Here is a 20,208-nt window from a genome sequence, read left to right on the forward strand (position 1 = left end):
ACGCGACCGACACTATTCCGCGGGCTGGGGCTGCCCCATCGCCGTTTCCAGCTCACGGCTGACTGCTTGGGGCGAGCCGGTCCATTTCGCAAGCCTGCTGTAGAGGATCGGGATCAGGAACAACGTGATCAGCGTCGCCAGGATCACGCCGAACACCACGACCACGCCGATCGCTTGCCGCGCTGCCGCGCCCGCGCCGCTCGCGAACATCAGCGGCACCGCGCCCGCCGCCATCGCGATCGACGTCATCAGGATCGCGCGCAGGCGCCGGGCAGAAGCCTGGCGGATCGCCTCGGCGATCTCCTTGCCCTCGTCGCGCAGCTGGTTAGCGAATTCGACGATCAGGATGCCGTTCTTGGCCGCGAGCCCCACCAGCATCACGATGCCGATCTGGCTGTAGAGGTTGAGCGTCTTGCCCATCACCGCCAGGCCCAGCATGCCCCCGGCCACCGCCAGCGGCACGGTCATAATGATCACGCCGGGATGGACGAAGCTCTCGAACTGCGCGGCGAGCACCAGATAGACGATCAGGATGGTCAGGCCGAAGACGAGCAGGATCGATCCGCCGGTCTCGACGAAGGCCTGGCTCTCGCCGCGATAGCCGACCGCGATCACCTCGGGCGATGCCGCCGCCTGGTCCTGCAGGAAGCGCAGCGCCTCGCCCAGCGAATAGCCCGGCGCGACGGCGCCCGACAGCGTGATCGCGCGCAGCTTGTTGAAGCGGCCAAGGTCGCGCGGCCCCGAAACCTCGCGCGTGGTGACGAGGTTGGACAACGGCACCAGCGATCCGTCACGCGCGCGCACCTGGATCGTGGAAAGGTTGGCCAGCGTCGCGCGCCCCGCCGCATCGGCCTGCACGATCACTCGATACTCCTCGCCGCGGTCGACATAGGTCGACACGCGCCGCGATCCGAGCAGCGTCTGCAGCGCCTGGCTGACGTCGTTGACCGACACGCCCAGGTCACCCGCGCGCGTCGTGTTCACCTCGACGCGCAGCTGCGGCTTGGTCTCCTTGTAATCGGAATCGAGGTTGATGATCCCCGGATTCTGCGCCGCCGCCGCCAGGATGCGGTCGCGCGCCTTGGCCAGCTCCTCATAGGTCGTGCCCGCCAGCACGAAGCCGATCGGCTGCCCGCGCCCGCGCCCCAGCGCCGATCGCACCTGCGCGTTCCCCCGCACCGCCGGTTCGTCCGCAAGGATCCGGTTGATCTGCTGCGCCACCTGCTGCGTCGTCGTCTCGCGCTCCTCCCAGGGCTTCAGGAAGACGATGAACATGCCGCTGTTGAAATCGTCGCTCGCGCCGAAACCGCCGGGCGTGCGGCTGATCACGGTGCGCACCGCGCCTTCGCCCAGCAGCGGCAGCAGCTTTTCCTGCATCTGCACGACATAGCGGTCCATCTGGTCGAAGCCCGTGCCCTCGGGCGCGCTCAGCTGCACCTGCGCCACGCCTTGGTCCTCGGCCGGCACCAGCTCGGACTGGAGCGTCAGGAAGCCGCCCACCGCGATGCCCAGGAACAGCAGCACGCCGATCATCGGGATCAGCGGGCGGGTGATCGCCTTGTCGAGCCAGCGGCTGTAGAAATCCTCGAGCTGCTGGAACTTGCGGTCGACCCATCCGGTGAAGCGCCCGCGCTCCTCCTTGCGCAGCATCTTGGAGCACATCATCGGCGTCAGGCTGAGCGCGAGGAAGCCGGAGAAGGCCACCGCCCCGATCATCGCCACTGCCAGCTCGCGGAACAGCAGGCCGGTCTGGCCCGCCAGGAAGCAGATCGGCACGAACACCGCGCACACCACCAGCGTGGTCGAAATCACCGCGAAGCCCACCTGCCGCGTGCCCTTGAACGCGGCGACCAGCGGCGGCTCGCCCTCCTCGATGCGGTGATAGACATTCTCGAGCACGACGATCGCGTCGTCCACCACCAGGCCGATCGCCAGCACGAAGGCGAGCAGCGTCAGCAGGTTGATCGAGAAGCCGAACGCCCACAGCACCGCGAACGCGCCGAGCAGGCAGATCGGCACCGTCACCGCCGGGATCAGCGTCGCGCGCCACGATCCCAGGAACAGGAAGATCACCAGCACCACCAGCACCGCGGCTTCGGCGAGCGTGTGCCACACGCCCTCGATCGCGCGGCCGATGAACTGCGAATCGTCGGAGCCGACGGTGATCGTCATGCCCTCGGGCAGGTCGAGCTCCGCCGCGGCCTTCTTCGCCGCATCGGCCACCGCCAGCGTGTTCGCGCCGGACTGGCGGACGATGCCGAGGCCCACCGCCGACTGCCCGTTCATGCGGAAGGTGGTGTAGGGGTTCTCCGCGCCCTGCTCGACCTTGGCGACGTCGCCCAGCTTGACCTGATAGCCGTCCGGCCCGCGGCCCACGACCAGCCCCGTGAAGCTCTCCGGAGAGGCGAACGGCCGGTCGACGCGCAGCGTCACATTCTGCTGCTGCGATTCGATGCGCCCGGCGGGCAGCTCGACATTCTGGGTGCGCAGCGCGCTCTCGACGTCCGCCGGGGTAAGCGCGAACGCCGCCAGCTTGTTGGCGTCCAGCCACACGCGCATCGACGGGCGTGCCTCGCCGCCGACGAACACGCGCGCCACGCCGTCGATCGTGCTGAACCGGTCGACCAGATTGCGGTCGACATAGTCGGAAAGCTCGAGCCGCGACCAGCCGGGGCGCGAGACGACGAGGAACAGGATCGGCGAGCTGTCGGCATCGACCTTGCGCACCTCGGGGGCCAGTGCCTCCTCGGGCAGATCCTCGATCACGCTGCCGACGCGGTCGCGCACGTCGTTGGCCGCCGAATCGATATCGCGGCCCGGGCGGAACTCGATCGAGATGTCCGAGGTGCCGTCGCGCGAGCGTGAGGTGATCGTCTCGATCCCCTCGATCCCCGACAGCGCGTCCTCGATCGGCTGGGTGATGCGCGCCTCGACCACGCTGGCCGCGGCGCCGGTATAGGTGGTCTCGACCGACACCACCGGCGGGTCGGTGTCGGGATATTCGCGCACCGACAGGCTCAGGAACGCGACCAGGCCGATGATCGTCAGCAGGATCGCGAGGACGGCGGCGAAGACCGGCCGCCGGACCGAGACGTCGGAAAGCTGCATCAGCCGGCCGTGCCCGTCGCAGCCGCCTTGGGCGCGGCATTACCGGTGCCGCCGGTGCGCACGTCCTGTCCGTCGGCGATCTTGACCACGCCTTCGGTCACCACGCGCTGCCCGGCGCGCAGCCCATCGACGATCTCGACCATGCCATTCTGGCGCAGCCCGGTGCGGACCTGGATCCGCTTCGCCTTGCCGTTCTCGACCGTAAAGACGAACATGTTCTCGCCCTCGCCCACCAGCGCCAGCTCGGGCACCGCGGGGGCGGTCCGCGCCGCCGCCTCGATCGTCACCGTCAGCAGCATCCCGGGCTTCAGCTTGCGGTCGCCATTGGCCAGCACCGCGCGCACCGTCGCCGCGCGGGTCTGCTGGTTCAGCACCGGGTCGATCGTATCGACCGTGCCGCGGAAGGGCTGGTCCGGATAGGCGGCCGCAACAGCGACGATCGGCTGGCCGGGCTTCAACTGCGCCAGCAGCGTCTCGGGCACCGGGAAGTCGAGCTTGATCCGGCTGACGTCGCTCACCGTCACGATCTCGGTCCCCGCGGTCACCACCGCGCCGGCGGAGATGTTGCGCAGCGAGACCCAGCCGCCGAACGGCGCGCGCACCACGCGATCGGCGATCCCCGCCCGCGCCTCGGCAGCCTGCGCCGCCGCCTGCCCCGCCAGCGCGACCTGCGTATCGACCGCGCTGCGCGTCGCGAAGCCGCGCGCCTTCAGTGCCTCCAGCCGCTGGAGCTGCTGGTTCGCCTCTTTCGCGCGCGCATTGGCCTGGGCGAGCTGCGCGTTCTGCGTGGCGGCCTCGAGCACCGCGATCACCTGCCCGCGCGCCACATAGGCGCCATCGTCGAAATTGAGGCGCACGATGCGCTGCGTGACCGGCGCGGTCAGCGTCACCTGCTCGTTGGCGCGTGCGGTGCCGACCGCGTCGATCCGCTCGACGAAGCGCGCGGGCTGCACCACCGCCAGCGTCACCAGGGGCGCCTCGCGCGCCTTCTTCGACGCAGCATCGCCGCCGCCGCACGCCGCCAGCATCGTTGCGGACGCGAAAAGGGTCAGAATCATTCGCATGGAGGAACGCGCTATGAATACCGGGGAAGGAAGGCAAGCTTGTCACACGAATTTGTCGCAAAAGTGTGTCAATGCCTTGCGCCGCAGCATTGCAACGTTCCAGCCCATCCACAGCCTTTGCCGTCACATCTTAGTCACATCATTGTAACATTCGGCAAAATCGGGCATCGGCGCCTCCTTAGGGAGCCGCCACCATTCGCCAGATCGCCGCCTTGCCTTACCGTTCCGAAGGGACCGCCATCGATGCGCCCGTGCGCATCCTGCTGGTCACCTCGCGCGGGACTGGCCGCTGGGTGATCCCCAAGGGCAACGCCGCCTCCCCCGGCTCCGCGCCGCACGCCTGCGCGGCGCGTGAGGCGGAGGAGGAAGCCGGCGTCCACGGCGCCGCCTGCCCCACCCCGCTCGGCTCGTTCCGCTACCGCAAGACGCGCGGCAGCGGTGCCTCGCTGATGGTCGATGTCGACGTCTTCCCGCTCGCCGTCACGCATGAGCTGCCCAAATGGAAGGAGCAGCACCAGCGTGAGCGCCGCTGGTTCACGCTCGCCGAGGCCGCCAATGCCGTGGACGAGCCCGACCTTGCCGATCTCATCCGCAGCTTCGGCGCCTCCGAATTCAACGCCGCGGCGCGCCGCACCGGCGTGCTCGCCGCCGCCGCCGAAAAATCGAGGGTTTCCGACATGTTCGCCTGGTTCCAGCGCCTGCTCCCCAAGACGGGCAATTTCTTCGAGCTGTTCGAGGCGCATGCGGTGACGATCACCGCCGCTGCGGACGCCCTCGCCCGCCTGTTTCAGGGCGGCGGCTCGCCCGCCGACCATATCCGCGAGATCATGGAGCGCGAGCACGATGCCGACAACATCATTCGCGAAGTGCTCCAGACGGTGCGCAAGACCTTCCTCACCCCGTTCGACCGCAGCGCGATCACCAGCCTGATCGGCGCGATGGACGATGCCGTGGACGAGATGCAGGCCGCCGCCGCTGCGGTCGACCTGTACGAGGTCGCCGAGTTCGAGCCCGAGATGCGCGACATGGCCGCGATCATCGTCGACGCCGCGCGCCTGACCGCCGAGGCGATGCCGCTGCTGCGCGACGTCGCGAAGAACGGCGTCCGCCTGCACGAGCTGACCGAGCGGCTCGTGCGCATGGAGGGCCATGCCGACGACATCCACGACGCCGGCGTCAAGCGCGCGTTCAAGGCCTATGGCCATGACCCGATGAAGTTCATCGTCGCGCGCGAGATCTACAAGCATCTCGAACGCATCACCGACGCGCTCGAGGATGTCGCGAACGAGATCGACGGCATCGTCATCGATCACGCGTGATGTTCTACGTGCCCCATTCTCATCGTTCGTCATCCCAGCCCCCGCGCGGAATCAATCCTCCCCCGCCAGGGAGAGGTGGCAGCCGCAGGCTGACGGAGGGGGCGGATGCCAGAACCTCGGCGGATTGCATCCTCCCCCTCCGACGCGCTTCGCGCGCCACCTCCCCCTGGCGGGGGAGGATTGTACATCGGCATGTTCTGAGCATGGGCTGCTAGACCCATGCACGAGCTCGCCTTCCCCCTCCTCGCCGGCCTGATCCTCGTCGCGCTGGCGTTCGATTTCCTCAACGGCCTGCACGACGCCGCCAACTCGATCGCCACCGTCGTCGCCACGCGCCTGCTCGGCCCCGTGCAGGCGGTCGCCTTCGCCGCCTTCTTCAACTTCGCCGCCTATTTCCTGACGCTTGGCTTCCCCGAGTTGCACAAGGTCGCAGAAACGATCGGCAAGGGATTGATCGACAAGGATCTCGTCACTCCCGGCGTGGTGTTCGGCGCGCTGATCGGGGCGATGTTCTGGAACGTCGTCACCTGGCTCAAGGGCATCCCCTCCTCGTCCAGCCATGCGCTGGTCGGCGGCATCGTCGGCGCCGGCGTCGCGCATGCCGGGGTCACCGGCATCGAGTGGAGCGGCCTCAACAAGACGCTGATCGCCATCGTCCTCTCGCCGCTGCTCGGCATGCTGCTTGCGATGCTGATCATGCTCATCTCGAGCTGGGCCTTCGCGCGCGCCACCAACCGCACCGCCGAGAAGAGCTTCCGCTTCCTCCACCTCATCTCCTCCGCCGCCTATTCGATCAGCCACGGCCTCAACGATGCGCAGAAGACGATGGGGATCATCACCGTCCTGCTCTACTCGACCGGCTATCTCTCCGGCGAGTTCCACGTCCCCCATTGGGTCGCGATCGCCTGCTACATCGCGATCGCCCTCGGCACGCTGTCGGGCGGGTGGAAGATCATCGAGACGATGGGCAGCCGCATCACCAAGCTGTCGCAGCATCAGGGGTTCAGCGCGTCGACGGGCGGATCGATCATGGTGTTCACCGCCTCGCTGCTCGGCATCCCGGTCTCGACCACTCACACCATCACCGGCAGCATCATCGGCGCCGGCACCGCCCGCCGCGCCAGCGCGGTGCGCTGGGGCGTCGCGCAGAACGTCGTCTGGGCCTGGGTCATCACCATCCCCGCCTCGGCGGCGGTGGGGGCGATCTTCTACCTGCTGACCCGGCTGTTTTGACCGGGCGTTTGAAGCCACCCCTTACAATCCGCGCCCGGCACTCCATATAGAGCGCGCTTTAGTCGCAAATCGACGGTACTCGGAGCTTTGCGGCCCCTACTTCCTTCTTTCTGCAGCCACGGCACCGGGCGAGTCCGGTCTTCGGTTCGCCCCCAATCACAAGAAGGAACATTCATGAGCATCACCGGCACCGTCAAATTCTTCAACGCCGACAAGGGCTATGGCTTCATCGCCCCGGACAATGGCGGCAACGACGCTTTCGTCCACATCTCGGCGGTCGAGCGCTCGGGCATGGCCACGCTCGATCAGAACCAGCGTGTCACCTACGAACTGGAAGAGGATCGCCGCGGCAAGATGGCCGCGGTCAATCTCCAGCACGCCGAGTAACCCGTGATCCGCGTGCGGCCGCCCCGGCGTGCCGCACGCGCCTCGCCACAAGGGAGTCCATGATGGCGCAAGTCCCCTATCGCGAGCATGCCGCGCGTGCCCGCGCCGATGCCGAAGCCGCAACGCTGGACAATGTCCGCGAGCGCTGCCTTCGCGCCGAAGCCGCCTGGCTCGAAATGGCCGAACGGCAGGAAAGCGTCGACCGCGCCCGCGCCAGGCGCGAGCGGCAACATCTTTCTCAACAGGAATCTACGTGAACTTGAACTGCATCAGTACCGAACGACTTTTCCCCACCCCTCTCCGCGACGCCCCCTACCGGCCTCGCACCCGCCGCCGCAGCGCGGCAGACGCTCGCGCCGCCGCGATCGCTTTCGCCGCGGCCCGCGAGATCCTCGGCTGATCCGGCGCCCGGGCCAGCGTCCCGCGCTACCCATTCCGGCACGTGCGTTGACGCATTGCCAACCTTTACCTGCCAACGCCGTCTGACGCCCGATCACAAGCAGGAAGCACGGCCCGGGGGATGTTTCAGTCGAACGAGTTCAGCAGCAAGCCGGGGGACCGCTACGCGCGTCAGTTGCGCCGCGGCTTCCGGCGGCTGCGCTTCGAGCCGGAGATCGAGACCGAGTATCGCCGCAAGCTGATCGAGACCGAACGCGTTCCGGCCTCCGTCTGCGCAGCCGTCGGCGCATGCGTCTGGCTCGCCTTCGCGCTGGTCGACCTGCACCGCATTTCGATACTCGGCCTGTGGGGCCAGTTCGACGCGCCGGTCTGGCTATGGTTCGGCCTGCGCTGGTCGGTGCTCGTCCTGCTGGTCGCCGGCGCGGCGATCATCCGTAACGGGCGCGGCGACTACACGCGCCTGTCCTGGACGATGTACGCCGCGATGGGTCTCGCCATCGCCGTCACCGCGGTGATCGTGCACAGCAAGGGCCTGTTCGCGGCCGACAGCGCGCAGATCGTGGTGGTGATGGCGGCGTTCCTGCCGCTCGGCCTTACCTTCCGCCGCGCGCTCGCCGCCGCGCTGATCGTCGCGATCTTCTCCATCGTCGCGCTGCTCGCCTTCGACACCCAGCACGAGCTCGAGCACCGCGTCCAGACCGTCGCGATGCTGCTGCTCGCCATTCCGGTCGCGGCGATGGGCGGCTATCTGCGCGAGCACTCGCAGCGCCGCCAGTTCCTTCTCACTGCAATACTCGATCGCCAGGCGCACACCGACCCCCTCACCGGCCTGGCCAACCGCCGCAGCCTGTTCGCCCATGCCGAGCGCATGGTGCATCTTGCCGCAAAGCAAGGCTCGGCGGTCGCATTCGCGATCATCGACGTCGATCATTTCAAGCGCTTCAACGACAGCTACGGCCACGGCGCGGGCGATCTCGCGCTTCAACAGGTCGCGAACGTCCTGTCGGCCGATCTGCGCGCCCCGCTCGACATGGCCGCGCGCCTGGGCGGCGAGGAATTCTGCGTCCTGCTGTGCGGCCCCTCGCCCGAGGCCGCGCAGGCCCGGTTCGACCATCTGCTCGCGCGCATCCGCAGCCTCGCGATCCCGCACGCGGCGTCGCCCACTGGGTTCCTGACGCTCAGCATCGGCGCCGCGGCCCTCGCCCGCCACGAACGCTTCGCCACCCTCGTCACCCGCGCCGACGCCGCGCTCTACCGCGCGAAGCATGAGGGGCGCGACCGGGTGCGCTGGGCGTGACGGAGAGCGTTCGGGCTGGATCAGCTCCCCGGGTACGAAGGGGCATCGGAAACAGCGGCTAGGACGGACGGACATTTAGTGTTCAATCCTCCCCCGCCAGGGGGAGGTGGCACACGAAGCGTGACGGAGGGGGAGGAAGCGAGCCGCCAGCGTTCCGGCATCCGGCCCTCCGTCAGCCTGCGGGCTGACACCTCCCCCTGGCGGGGGAGGATAAATATCGATCCACCCTAGCGCCAATTGCGGACGTTCAAAACAACGCTAGACCCTAACCCGATAGTCGGTCCGGAAACGATATCATGACGCTGATCTCCAGCTTGCTCTTCCTGATGGCACCGGCACAGGGAGTTGTCGCCGCCCAGCAGAACGTGTTGCCGAAAGCCCCGAACGCCCGCCTGTGCAGGATGCCGGAAGGCTGGGACCAGGTGATGGCGCAAGACCCGCGCTACATTGTGTTCGGTGAGCTGCACGGAACCGAGCAGGGACCCGAATTCATAGGCAACCTCGCCTGCGCGCTCGCCGCCAAGGGCCAACGGATTCTGGTGGCCGTTGAAAAGAGCGCTGCCGACGATCGGGAACTGCAAACCGCCTGGAGACTGCCGGCTGATCAGTTCGCCGGGGCTCTCTCCCATATTGGCTGGCTCGGGCGCGATGATGGCGTCGCGAGCGAAGCCATGTTCGCCATGCTGGTCCGATTGCATGGCCTCAAGGAAAGCGGCCTGCCGATTGGCGTCGTCGCCTTCAACGGGGTCAAGGACGAGGATCAGGCGAAGCGCTTTGCCGATTTGCCCGGGCAAGGCCCGCACGAGGCGGCGCAGGCGGAGAATATTGCGCAGGCAGCCAGGCTGGCCAACTATGACCGGACGCTGGTGCTCGTCGGCAATTTCCATGCCCGAAAGGACAGCATCGAGTGGCGGGGCGTGCAATTCGATCCGATGGCGAAGCGCCTTGCCCGACATGGAAAGACCGTCACGCTCAACATGCTCTATGCGGCAGGCAGCAACTGGAGCTGCGTGCTGAAGCCCGGCGCCAAGGTCGAGCCGAACAGACCGATCACCGCCGATTTATTGGATTGCGGAAACCATCTGACGAAGGGCAGCCCGGACCTCGGTCGCGCCCCTTTCATCGAGCTTGATCCCGCCAGGAGCGGCTCGACCGGCGATTACGACGGCTTTTTCTGGGTCGGTCCGATCAGCGGCTCCGCGCCATTCGCGCCCGACCGGTGACAGGGCCGTCTGAAGCCTGAGGTTGAATGCGGTCGAAGAATGTCCGCTTCCCCCGATAGCAGCCCTCAATCCCCCGCGAACCCGAACGGCGACACCCCTGCCTCGCGCTCGTTGACCAGCATCGCCCGCCCCACCGGCGCCGCACTCCGCTGCGGGCATTCCCGCGTGCACGCCCGGCATCCCAGCCCCACCGGGGTCGCCTCGCCGCCGAAATCCAGCCCCCGCGCCGCCGCCAGCCCCTTGGCCGCATCCGCCGCCAGCCCCAGCGTCACCACGAACCGCGCCTTGACCGCCCCGGCCCATCCGCCCGGCGGCGATACGCAGCGCGACGAGGTGAACCAGCGGCTGCCATCCTCCAGCTCGACCAGTTGCACCACGCGCTCGTCAGCGCGCTGGAACGCGGCATAGGCGTCGAGCAGCGGGCACGGCACCAGCGACTCCACCAGCGGCGATCCGCTCGCGCCGGCGAAGCGCTTCGACACCTGCCCCGCGCGATCAATGCGCAGCATGAAGAAGGGCAGCCCGCGGGCGCCCACCCGCTGCAGCGTCGTCAGCCGGTGCGCCACCTGCTCCGCGCTCGCGCCGAAGCGCCGCCGCAGCAGCTCGAGGTCATAGCCCGTCGCCTCGCACGCGCGCAGGAACCGCGCATAGGGCATCATCACCGCCGCCGCGAAATAGCTCACCAGATGCCGGCGGTAGAGCCGCTCCGCCACCCGGTCGGCGAACCCGGCGCCGCGCACCAGCGCGTCGATCTCGCTGCGCGCCTCGACGCCGAGCTGCCGCGCCAGCGCGAACACTCGGCTCGGCGGATCGAGCGCCTCGCTCAACTGCAGCTGCCGCGCATGCAGGTCGAGCCGCACGCGCAGCCCGCTCAGCACCTCGATCGGCAGCACGCGGATCGCGAGCTGGTGCTTGACCCGCAGCCGCTCGGCCATCGCCCCGAACGGATCGCTCGACGCGATGCGCAGCTCGTCGGCCAGCGCCTCCGCGGCGGCGTCGAGGTCGGCGAAATGGTTGCGCCAGCGCTCGACCTCGCGCCGCACCGCCCTGCCCGGGTCCTCGCCCTCGCCCTGCATCACCGCAGCGTCGCCCGCCCCGATCCGGTCATAGGCACGCGCGAACGCCTCCGCCCCACCCGGCGCGCCCGCCAGCCATTCGGTCAGCTCGGCGCGGTCGATCTCGATATCGGCGAACAGCGGGTCGGCCAGCCGCCGCCGCATCGCCTCCTCGCCCCCGCCCGGCTCGCCCGCCGCCAGCGCGCGCGGGTCGAAGTCGAAGGTCTGGGCAAGGCCCAGCAGCAGGGTCGCGGACAACGGCCGCTGGTTGCGCTCGACCAGGTTGAGATAGCTCGCCGAGACGCCAAGCATCTCGGCCATCGCCGCTTGCGTGAGCCCCTGCGCGCGCCGCAGCCGCCGCACCCCATGCCCCGCAAACAGCTTGCGCTCCGCCATTTCCTACACGCCCCCGTTCCTGTTATGTTCGACGCAAGATGCGAGCGAACCGGTCTGTAAATTTTTTACAATGTTGCGAAACGCGTGTCACGTGTCAACCACAGCGTGACCAGGTTCAAATCCCATCGATCCTGTCAGCTTCGTCAATCACGAGTCATACAGGATGCACGAACTTTACAGGAGTACCCGATGAAGACCCCCGAACCCGCCAGCGCCCGCCCGGTCTTCTCGACCGCCGACTTCGCGCTGCTCAAGGAAGCCGTCGCCGACTACACGCGCAAGATCGCCGACGATCCGCGCTCGGTCCAGTTCGCCAACCTCTATCACCGCCTCGGCCGCCTCGGCTGAAGCCCGCATTCCTGGGGAGGAAGGTACCCGGCGGGCATTTGCGCGGTCAGCCCGGCTCGATATGTGCTCGGAACCAGTCCGAAAGCTGATCGACCGTGAGTTCGCCCGCTGCCAGCGCGAGAAAGGTCGTCACCAGTTCGACGTCATCGCAGCTCAGTCGAAGCCCGTTGAGCACCAGAAAAGTTTCGCTGACCACTGCCGCGGTCCGCTTGTTGCCGTCCACGAATGGATGATTGCGAGCGATGCCGAAGGCGTATGCAGCCGCGAGCTCGGCGGCATCCGGCTCGCCATAGGCAACCAGATTAAGCGGCCGCGCCATGGCGCTTTCCAGCATGTTCGGATCGCGCAGCCCGACAGCCCCACCATGTTCGGCGAGCTGCTCCTCATGCGCCGCGATCGCGACTGCCAGATCAACCCAGATCCAGCTCATGCGCTATTTGGCAAGTTCGCGCAGCGCGTTCCGCCGCCGCGCCATCACCTCGCGCGCCGCCTTCATCTGCTCTTCGAAACCGCCGTCATGGCGACGGAGGGTCACACCATCTGGCGTCTCGGACACGCTCACCTCGTCCCCCTGCCCCACCCGCAGCCGCGCGAGCACCTCCTTGGGCAGGATCACCCCGGTCGAGTTTCCGATCTTGATGAGCTTCAGCGGCTTGTTCATACGAATGTTATAACGCAATCGGCCTCGGCAGCCAAGCCGGCCTTCTCACTCGGCTCGTTGCCCCGCAGCTGCGCGCCCGATCCGCGCCTCATGCTCGGCCTTGCCGAACGGGAAGCGCGTGAAGAACCACGCCGCGCCCCAGCCGAGCGCGAGGTAGCAGAGCGTGAAGATGATCGTCAGCCGGTCGATCGTCGCCTCGGGCACCTGCCCCGGCGTCGCGCCGTCGGGGAAGCCCGCGATCCACAGGACCAGCCCGGCGAGCCCGATGCCGATCCCGCTCGTGCACTTCTGGACGAAGAAATAGCCGGCGAAGAACACGCCCTCGGACCGCCGCCCGGTCTGCGCCTCGGAATGCTCGACCACATCGGCCATCATCGATCCGCCGAGCATGAAGGCGGACACGCTGCACGTCGTGTTGACGATGAAGATGCCGAACAGCGCGGGCAGCATCGCCGGATCGCCCGGCGGCGGGAAGACGCCCGCAAGCCGCAGCCAGTAAGGCAGGCCCAGCAGCACCGGGGCCAGAGTCATGAAGAACGCCGCCGCCTTGCGCTTGCCCCAGCGCCGCGCCAGCCGCGGCGCGATGAAGAACGCCATCAGCACCCCGGCGAACAGCACCGCGCCCAGCGCCATGAAGGCGGAGACCGGGAACAGCCAGACGAAGGTGTAGAGATAGTTGGATAGGGCGAAGCTGATCCCCTGCGCGGAGTAGGCGCACAGCCCCGCGATCATCAGCAGCGCGAAGGCCCGGTTGCGCACCGTCTCGATCAGCTCGCCGAACGTCTCCCTGAGCGTCGTCTTCCCGATCTCCGGCCGCGGCAGGCGCGTGATCTCGTGATGCGTGCCCAGCGCCGAGATCAGGATCGCCCCCGCCATCGCCGCCGCGCCGACCGCCGCGAACAGGCCATAGCCCTCGCGGTTGAGCAGCCCGTTCGGCTGCCCCTCGCCCGGCACCAGGAACAGCGTATAGGCCGCGACCAGCATCGCGAGTCCGCCGGCCCAGCCGAACAGATAGCGATAGGCCATGATCCGCGTGCGCTCGTCATAATCGGCGGTCAGCTCGGGCGCGAGCGCGACCGAGGGCACCTCGTACGCCGACACCGCGGTGCGCACGACCACCGCGGTCGCGAACACCCAGCCCAGCATCGCCGCATGGGGCAGCTCGGGCGGGTTCCACAGCAGCAGCCAGCCGAGCGCGATCGGGATCGCCGAACCGTACATCCACGGATGCCGCCGTCCCCAGCGGCTGCGCGTGCGGTCCGATGCCGCGCCGATCGCCGGATCGATCATCGCATCCAGGATCAGCGCGGCCATGATCGCCCCGCCCACCTGCACTGCGGGCAGCCCGATCACCTGATTGTAGAACAGCAGCAGAAAGGTCTGGAAGCCGGCGTCCTTCACGCCATAGGCCACCGCGCCGAAGCCATAGGCGAGCATCGATTGCCTGCCGATCCGCCGCGCCCGCGGTGCCGCCGATCCCTGCATCACGCCGCCCATCGGCCATCCTCTCTCGCTGCCGGCCCGCATCGTGCGCGCTGCCTTTTACAGTTTCGGGTCAGCATATGGCCGCCCTGCGACGCGTCAATCCATCGATTTTAGTAACCAGGGTATGTTGCGAACCCCCGCCCATCCAGTATAGCTGCGGCAAATTCGGGAGAGGATGCATGGCGCTCGACGCCGAGACCTTCGATGCCTTGATCGACACGGTCCGCCGTTTCGTGGCCGAGCGCCTGCGCCCGCTCGAGGCCGAGGTGGAAGCCGCCGATGCGATCCCGGACGCGATCGTCGAGGAGATGAAGGCGCTCGGCCTGTTCGGCCTGTCGATCGCCGAGGACTATGGCGGTCTCGGCCTCACCATGCTCGAGGAATGCCGCGTCGGAATCGAGATGGGGCGCACCACCCCCGCCTTCCGCTCCACCTTCGGCACCAATGTCGGCATCGGCTCGCAAGGCCTCGTCATGGCCGGCACGCCTGAGCAGAAGGCCGAGTGGCTCCCCCGCATTGCATCGGGTGAGATCATCACCAGCTTCGCGCTCACCGAGCCCGATGTCGGCAGCGACAGCGGTGCGGTGAAGGCGCGCGCGGTGCGTGACGGCGACGTCTACCGCCTCTCCGGCACCAAGCGCTTCATCACCAATGCCGACAAGGCGCAGCTGTTCACCGTGATGGCCCGTACCGGCGACGAGCCCGGCGCGCGCGGCGTCTCCGCCTTCCTCGTCCCCCGCGACCTGCCCGGCGTGTCGATCGGCGAGCCCGAGAAGAAGATGGGGCAGAAGGGCGCCAAGGTCGCCGACGTGATCTTCGACGACGTACCCGTTCCCGCCGCCAACCGGCTCGGCGCGGAGGGCGAAGGCTTCAAGATCGCGATGCGCGTGCTTGATCGCGGCCGGCTCCATATCAGCGCGGTCAGCGTCGGCGTGGCCGAGCGGCTGATCGCCGACTGCGTCGCCTATGCCAGCGAACGCAAGCAGTTCGGCAAGCCGATCGCGGAGCACCAGTTGATCCAGGCGATGATCGCGGACTCGAAGACCGAATGCCTCGCCGCCCGCGCCCTGGTCCTCGAAACCGCCGCGGCCAAGGACCAAGGCAAGGACGTCGTCATGGAATCCGCCGCGGCCAAGCTGTTCGCGACCGAGATGGTCGGCCGCGTCGCCGACCGCGCGGTCCAGATCTTCGGCGGCGCGGGCTATATCGCGGACTATGGCATCGAGCGGCTCTACCGCGACGTCCGCCTGTTCCGCATCTACGAGGGCACCAGCCAGATCCAGCAGCTCATCATCGCGCGCGAGACCTTGAAGCGCGGCGGATAGCGAACACAAACCGTCACCCCAGCGAAAGCTGGGGTCTCCATCCACGGAGCGAGCGGCCTGACGCACAAGATCCCTTTCGCTGGGATGACGACCGGAGGATTTATGGACACCAGCAACTTCTTCAGCCTCAAGGGCCGCACCGCCCTCGTCACCGGAGGCAGCCGCGGGATCGGCAAGATGATCGCGGAGGGGTTCATCGCCCAGGGCGCCAAGGTCTATATCTCCTCGCGCAAGGCACCGGCGTGCGAGGAGACCGCCGCCGAGCTCGGCCCCAACTGCATCCCGATCCCGATGGATGTCTCGACGGTCGAGGGCTGCAAGGCGCTCGCCGCCGAGCTCGCCAATCGCGAGGACCATCTCGACATCCTCGTCAACAATGCCGGCGCCGCCTGGGGCGTGGCGTTCGAGGAGTTTCCGGAGAGCGGCTGGGACAAGGTCATGGACCTCAACGTCAAGTCGCCCTTCTTCCTGACGCAGGCGCTGCACGATCTGCTCAAGGCGCGCGCCAGCTTCGATGCGCCGTCCAAGGTGATCAACATCACCTCGATCGACGGCCTGCGCTTGAACCCGTGGGAGACCTACAGCTACCACGCGTCCAAGGCGGCGCTGATCTACCTCACCAAGCGCCTGGCGGCGCGGCTGATCCGCGACGGCATCATCGTCACGTCGCTCGCCCCCGGCGCCTTCGCCAGCGAGATGAACCGCGCCGCGCGCGATCATGGCGACACCGTCGCCAAGGCGATCCCGATGCGCCGCGTCGGCACGCCCGAGGACATGGCGGGGGCCGCGATCTTCCTCGCCAGCCGCGCCAGCGACTATGTCGTCGGCGATACGCTGGTGGTCGATGGCGGCTTGGTCAACGCGTCGCTGGGGATCAGCATCGACGCGTAAGGCGATCGGCATCGAATTAATCCTCCCCCGCCAGGGGAGGTGGCACGCGAAGCGTGACGGAGGGGACGGATGCCAGAGCAGCGGCGGGGAGCCCTCCCCCTCCGTCGCGTCCGACGACATCACCCCCTTTGGCGCGGGAGGATGAGGCGAAACCCTACAACCGCCGCCCCTTCACCCCGGCCTCATGCCGCGCGAGGAAGTACGCCCGCCGCACCTCCGGGCGCATCTTGCCGACGATCCACGAACGGAACATGTCGGTGCAGTAATAGGGGTCAGCGCGCGAGGCGTGCGGCGTCATCTCCGCGCCGTACGTCGCGCAATAATCCTGCGCCGCCCGGCTCACCCGCTGGCGCAGCGCCACCCGCCCTTCCCGGCTTTCCAGCGTCAGGTCGCCATAGGCCAGCTTCGCGACCGGCTCTGCCCGACTCTCGGCGCAGGCGCTCAGCAGCAGGATCGAAAACAGGATCGTCTGTCGCATCATCGCTCTCCCTTTGATTTCGCCAGGCAAGCCGCTCCCGTGGCGGGAATCCCGCTGCCGGACACAGCCCTGGTGGTGTTCGGCGGCTAGGCGGCGATCAGCCGCCCGGCCCTCTCAATGCACGCGCCGATCTCTCAAGCTCATCTGCCTGCGCACGCATTTGGTTTACCTGTCTGATGATTTCGGCGCGTTCGTCGGCACTGACACCGGGCAGCTCGGCCGTCAGCTCGACACTGCGCGCGCCTTTCCGCATCTCCGCGGCCCCCTGCATCATCTCGGCCGCGGCTTGCTTCGCCCATTCGGGTGTTTCCCCGCCAGGCGGCGCTGACACCGGTTTGGGCGGAGGCGGCGCGGTGATCGTCACGCCATCCGCGGTCCTCACCACCTGCGCTCCCGACTGGCCAACGATACGCATCATCTGCGGCGCCGGCTGCGGCACGCTCGCGATCTGAACCACGGGAACGGGCGTGGCTTCCGGTAGCGCCGTCGATTGATCGCTCGCGGACACCACGGGTGCGGCCACTGGAACGCTCGCCTGCGCCGTACCTGCGGCAGCGGCGGGTTGAGCTTGCGCCGGGCCCTGGATCGTCACGGCGCGCCATGCCGGCACGGTCGCCCGGGCAGGCACAGGCGGCTGCTGCATCGTGCGCGCGCCGGCCACCGCACTGGCCGGCTTGGCAGGCACCAGCCGCGCCGCCGCCAGCGGGGGCGCCGCAATGGCCGCGCAGACCAGCGCCAGCGTCGGGATCATGCGGCTTCCACGCCGGTGGCGGTGCAAGGCGATATGGGTGATCCGCTCTGCCAGCGCGTTCGGCCACAGCGCCATTCCGGTCGCCGCCCCGCGCGCCGCCGGTGCCGTGGCAAAGCTCAGCAGCGCCTCGGCATAATCCGCGCGCTCGATCCCGCGAACCGCCGCCTCGTCGGCCGCGGTCTCACCGCGCCGCGCAAGCGTGCGGTTGAGCAGCCACACCAGCGGATTGAACCACAGCAGCGCTGCCGCGATCCGTGCCGCGATCAGCATCGGCCAGTCGAACCGGCGGATATGCGCCATCTCATGCGCCACCACCGCGTTCGCCTGCCCGGTCCGTTTGAGCGTTTCCGAATCGATCAGGATCCAGGCCGGCGCGATCCCCCAGCTGATCGGGCTCACGATATCGCCGGACACCAGCAGCCGCACCGGCCGCCGCAGCGTCGCGCTCGCACGCGCCAGCGCCGCCGCCCAGCCCGGCTCGCCCGCTTCCTCGCCACGCCGCGTCCAGCGCGCCAGCACCGACACGCCGATCGCGAGATGCAGCAGCACTGCCCCGGCACCCAGCACGTAGAGCAGTCCGGCCCAGTCGACCGGCCCTTCCACGGCCACCGGCGCGGCGGTTCCAGCCACCGCCGGCATCGGCGCTTGCGCCGCCGCAGCCGCCGCCTCGGGCGCGGGCAGCAGCGCAAGGTCGAGCGACGGCAGCAGCAGCATCGCAAGCGGAAGCAGCAGCAGCGCGATCACCGCAACCCGCAGCACGAACACCCGCTCCGCGGCTGGCCGCCCGCACATCGTCCGGTCGGCAAGCAGCGCCAGCGCCGCGATCAGCGCCGACTTCCAGCCCAGCTCGATCAGCGTCTCCAGCATCACTCCGCCTCCTTGCGCGCCTGGTCGATCACGCGCTGCAGCGCGTCGATCTCGTCGGCCTTGAGCCTCGGCTGCATCCCCAGCAGCGCCGTCGCCGCGCTTGCGGCCGAGCCCTGGAAGAAGGTCTGCACCAGCTTCTGAAGCGCGGTCTCGGCGACCGCCTCGGTCTTCGGCGCGGGCGAATAGACATAGGCCTGGTTGATCGTCCGATGAGTCACCAGCCCCTTGCCCGCCAGCCGCATCAGCAAGGTGCGCACCGCCGAGTCGGACGGCGCGTCGCTCATCGCGTTGCGCACGCCCGCTGCGGTCGCTTCCTCCAGCCCGCACAATATCTCGAACACCTCGCGCTCACGGCGCGGCAACGACTCGATCATGACCATCTCCTGCTACAGCTGTAGCATGCTACAAATGTAGCAGCAACCGGTTACATGATCATGCCCGATCGCGTCGCGGGAACGGCTCCCGCCCGCCTCGCCAGCGCCCCGCTCGCCGCCGCCTTCACGATGCGGCGGAAGGTCGGGCATTCCATATGACTCGGCGCCGGACAGGCTGCGGCATGGCGCAGCCCGTCGCGCATCGCGCTCAGCCGCCGGATCAGCGCGTCGATCTCCTCCGCCTTGGCGGCCAGCATGTCGCGGTCGATCACCGCCATCCCGCGCGGGTCGAACATCGCGGCGATCTCGTCGAGCGCGAAGCCCGCCTGCCGCCCCAGCGCGATCAGCGCCAGCCGCTCGAGCACCGCCGGCTCGAAGGTGCGCCGCAGCCCGCGCCGCCCGATCGATTCGATCAGCCCGCGTTCCTCATAATAACGTAGCGTCGATGCCGGCACGCCGGAGCGTTTCGCGACCTCGGCAATGTCCAGCGGCATCATCGCTTGACCTCAAGTCGGCTTGAAGTGGCACGGTGCCGCCACTTCACCCCCGAATCAAGCGAAAGGAGCCAATATGAGTGAGCAGAAGATCGCAGCCATGAGCCAGGACCAGCTCTGGAACGGCCCCGCCGGCCAGGCCTGGCTGAAGATGGAATCGGCGCTCGACGCGCTGTTCAAGCCGTTCGCAGCGCTGCTGGTGGATGCCGTGCGCTGGCACGCTCCACGCCACGTTCTCGATATCGGCTGCGGCACCGGCGCCACCACGCTCGCCATCGCCCGCGCGCTCGCACCGGAGGGCCGCTGCACCGGCGCCGATCTGTCGCAGGCCCTGATCGACCGGGCCCGCGCGCACGCTGCCGCGGAGGGTGTCGACGCGTCGTTCCGCAGCGGCGACGCCTCGCGCCTCGACGGCGCCGGCCCGTTCGACATGGCCGTATCGCGCTTCGGCGTGATGTTCTTTGAAGACCCTGGCGCCGCGTTCGCCCGCATCCGGGCGGCGATGACGCCCGGCGCGCCGCTTGCCGCGCTGGCGTGGCGTTCGCCGGAGGACAATCCGTTCATGACCTGCGCCGAGCGCGCCGCCGCGCCATTGCTGCCCCCGATCCCGCCGGCCGCGCCGGGTGCGCCCGGTCAGTTCGGCTTCGCGGATCCCGAGCACGTCCGCCGCATCCTGGCCGGAAGCGGCTGGCGCGACGTCGCCATCACCCCGATCAATACCGAATGCGCGATGCCGCATGCGGCGCTTGAGCCCTATGTCTCCAGCCTCGGCCGGGTCGGCGCGGTGCTGCGCGAAGTCGACGACGCGACCCGCGCGCGCATCGTCGCCGCGGTCCTCCCCGCCTTCGCCCCCTTCGTGGACGGCGACACCGTCCGCTTCACCGCCGCCTGCTGGATGATCGAGGCGAAGGCCTAGAGTCTGTCCTGATTATGCTGAATCGATTGGGGATTCCCAAGAGGGTGTGATTGTGATTCAAGCTGCTGGCTGGGCAGGAGGCCAGCAGGGATGGCACGAGCCTATTCTGACGATTTGCGAGAGCGTGTTGCGGCAGC

Annotated in this window: 20 protein-coding genes; 10 read left to right on the top strand and 10 right to left on the bottom strand. The window is 68.4% G+C overall.

All coding sequences use genetic code 11. The features are described from left to right. Nucleotides 1-12 precede the first annotated feature (12 nt). Nucleotides 13-3,108, bottom strand: coding sequence for an efflux RND transporter permease subunit (locus tag VGD28_RS16705; protein WP_331029485.1), 3,096 nt, complete (start codon nucleotides 3,106-3,108; stop codon nucleotides 13-15). Further along, on the bottom strand, nucleotides 3,108-4,172 hold the full coding sequence (locus VGD28_RS16710; protein WP_331029486.1) for an efflux RND transporter periplasmic adaptor subunit: 1,065 nt from the start codon (nucleotides 4,170-4,172) through the stop codon (nucleotides 3,108-3,110). The genes VGD28_RS16705 and VGD28_RS16710 overlap by 1 nt, the downstream gene beginning before the upstream one ends. 212 nt (nucleotides 4,173-4,384) lie before the next feature. On the opposite strand from VGD28_RS16710, the gene VGD28_RS16715 reads away from it, so the two are divergent. From VGD28_RS16715 to VGD28_RS16740, 6 genes are all read left to right on the top strand, one after another. After that, complete coding sequence (locus VGD28_RS16715) at nucleotides 4,385-5,491, top strand: DUF47 family protein (protein ID WP_331029487.1); 1,107 nt, start codon at nucleotides 4,385-4,387, stop codon at nucleotides 5,489-5,491. 219 nt (nucleotides 5,492-5,710) lie between these two features. Continuing rightward, complete coding sequence (locus tag VGD28_RS16720; protein ID WP_331029488.1) at nucleotides 5,711-6,724, top strand: inorganic phosphate transporter; 1,014 nt, start codon at nucleotides 5,711-5,713, stop codon at nucleotides 6,722-6,724. A gap of 174 nt (nucleotides 6,725-6,898) precedes the next feature. After that, on the top strand, nucleotides 6,899-7,111 hold the full coding sequence (locus VGD28_RS16725; RefSeq protein WP_331029489.1) for a cold-shock protein: 213 nt from the start codon (nucleotides 6,899-6,901) through the stop codon (nucleotides 7,109-7,111). A 62-nt stretch (nucleotides 7,112-7,173) separates the two neighbouring features. Further along, entirely contained in the window at nucleotides 7,174-7,368 is a 195-nt protein-coding gene (locus VGD28_RS16730) for a hypothetical protein (RefSeq protein WP_331029490.1), read from the top strand. A 263-nt stretch (nucleotides 7,369-7,631) separates the two neighbouring features. Continuing rightward, entirely contained in the window at nucleotides 7,632-8,807 is a 1,176-nt protein-coding gene (locus VGD28_RS16735) for a GGDEF domain-containing protein (protein WP_331029491.1), read from the top strand. A gap of 296 nt (nucleotides 8,808-9,103) precedes the next feature. Beyond that, nucleotides 9,104-10,030 (top strand): hypothetical protein, encoded by a 927-nt coding sequence (locus VGD28_RS16740; protein ID WP_331029492.1) that lies wholly within the window; start codon nucleotides 9,104-9,106, stop codon nucleotides 10,028-10,030. 65 nt (nucleotides 10,031-10,095) lie between these two features. Here the strand turns inward: VGD28_RS16740 and VGD28_RS16745 are convergent, their stop codons facing one another. Further along, nucleotides 10,096-11,481 carry a helix-turn-helix domain-containing protein gene (locus VGD28_RS16745; RefSeq protein ID WP_331029493.1) on the bottom strand — a complete coding sequence of 462 codons (1,386 nt, stop codon included), beginning with the start codon at nucleotides 11,479-11,481 and terminating at the stop codon, nucleotides 10,096-10,098. Nucleotides 11,482-11,670: 189 nt separating this feature from the next. Here VGD28_RS16745 and VGD28_RS16750 point away from each other — a divergent pair, with 189 nt between their 5' ends. After that, nucleotides 11,671-11,829 carry a hypothetical protein gene (locus tag VGD28_RS16750; protein ID WP_164513740.1) on the top strand — a complete coding sequence of 53 codons (159 nt, stop codon included), beginning with the start codon at nucleotides 11,671-11,673 and terminating at the stop codon, nucleotides 11,827-11,829. A gap of 46 nt (nucleotides 11,830-11,875) precedes the next feature. Here VGD28_RS16750 and VGD28_RS16755 read toward each other — a convergent pair whose 3' ends face one another. From VGD28_RS16755 to VGD28_RS16765, 3 genes are read right to left on the bottom strand one after another with little or no spacing between them, the layout of a single operon-like run. Continuing rightward, nucleotides 11,876-12,259 carry a type II toxin-antitoxin system death-on-curing family toxin gene (locus VGD28_RS16755; protein ID WP_331029494.1) on the bottom strand — a complete coding sequence of 128 codons (384 nt, stop codon included), beginning with the start codon at nucleotides 12,257-12,259 and terminating at the stop codon, nucleotides 11,876-11,878. Between the two features lie 3 nt (nucleotides 12,260-12,262). Beyond that, complete coding sequence (locus VGD28_RS16760; RefSeq protein ID WP_331029495.1) at nucleotides 12,263-12,490, bottom strand: AbrB/MazE/SpoVT family DNA-binding domain-containing protein; 228 nt, start codon at nucleotides 12,488-12,490, stop codon at nucleotides 12,263-12,265. Between the two features lie 45 nt (nucleotides 12,491-12,535). Continuing rightward, nucleotides 12,536-14,017, bottom strand: a complete 1,482-nt coding sequence (locus VGD28_RS16765; RefSeq protein ID WP_331029496.1) for an MFS transporter — start codon at nucleotides 14,015-14,017, stop codon at nucleotides 12,536-12,538. A 137-nt stretch (nucleotides 14,018-14,154) separates the two neighbouring features. Here VGD28_RS16765 and VGD28_RS16770 point away from each other — a divergent pair, with 137 nt between their 5' ends. Both VGD28_RS16770 and VGD28_RS16775 read left to right on the top strand, forming a co-directional pair. Then, on the top strand, nucleotides 14,155-15,300 hold the full coding sequence (locus VGD28_RS16770) for an acyl-CoA dehydrogenase family protein (protein WP_331029497.1): 1,146 nt from the start codon (nucleotides 14,155-14,157) through the stop codon (nucleotides 15,298-15,300). A 102-nt stretch (nucleotides 15,301-15,402) separates the two neighbouring features. After that, nucleotides 15,403-16,191, top strand: a complete 789-nt coding sequence (locus VGD28_RS16775; RefSeq protein WP_331029498.1) for an SDR family oxidoreductase — start codon at nucleotides 15,403-15,405, stop codon at nucleotides 16,189-16,191. Between the two features lie 154 nt (nucleotides 16,192-16,345). Here the strand turns inward: VGD28_RS16775 and VGD28_RS16780 are convergent, their stop codons facing one another. The 4 genes from VGD28_RS16780 to VGD28_RS16795 all read right to left on the bottom strand — a co-directional run bounded on the left by VGD28_RS16780 (nucleotide 16,346) and on the right by VGD28_RS16795 (nucleotide 19,155). Next, nucleotides 16,346-16,669: a UrcA family protein gene (locus VGD28_RS16780; protein WP_331029499.1), complete on the bottom strand. Its 324-nt coding sequence runs from the start codon at nucleotides 16,667-16,669 to the stop codon at nucleotides 16,346-16,348. Nucleotides 16,670-16,766: 97 nt separating this feature from the next. Further along, nucleotides 16,767-18,287: a M56 family metallopeptidase gene (locus tag VGD28_RS16785; RefSeq protein WP_331029500.1), complete on the bottom strand. Its 1,521-nt coding sequence runs from the start codon at nucleotides 18,285-18,287 to the stop codon at nucleotides 16,767-16,769. Continuing rightward, nucleotides 18,287-18,661, bottom strand: a complete 375-nt coding sequence (locus VGD28_RS16790; RefSeq protein WP_331029501.1) for a BlaI/MecI/CopY family transcriptional regulator — start codon at nucleotides 18,659-18,661, stop codon at nucleotides 18,287-18,289. The genes VGD28_RS16785 and VGD28_RS16790 overlap by 1 nt, the downstream gene beginning before the upstream one ends. Before the next feature lie 50 nt (nucleotides 18,662-18,711). After that, nucleotides 18,712-19,155 (bottom strand): helix-turn-helix domain-containing protein, encoded by a 444-nt coding sequence (locus VGD28_RS16795; protein WP_331029502.1) that lies wholly within the window; start codon nucleotides 19,153-19,155, stop codon nucleotides 18,712-18,714. 76 nt (nucleotides 19,156-19,231) lie between these two features. On the opposite strand from VGD28_RS16795, the gene VGD28_RS16800 reads away from it, so the two are divergent. Beyond that, nucleotides 19,232-20,071: a class I SAM-dependent methyltransferase gene (locus tag VGD28_RS16800; protein WP_331029503.1), complete on the top strand. Its 840-nt coding sequence runs from the start codon at nucleotides 19,232-19,234 to the stop codon at nucleotides 20,069-20,071. Nucleotides 20,072-20,208 lie beyond the last annotated feature (137 nt).

Source organism: Sphingomonas sp. (assembly GCF_036402235.1).
Lineage (GTDB): Bacteria > Pseudomonadota > Alphaproteobacteria > Sphingomonadales > Sphingomonadaceae > Sphingomonas.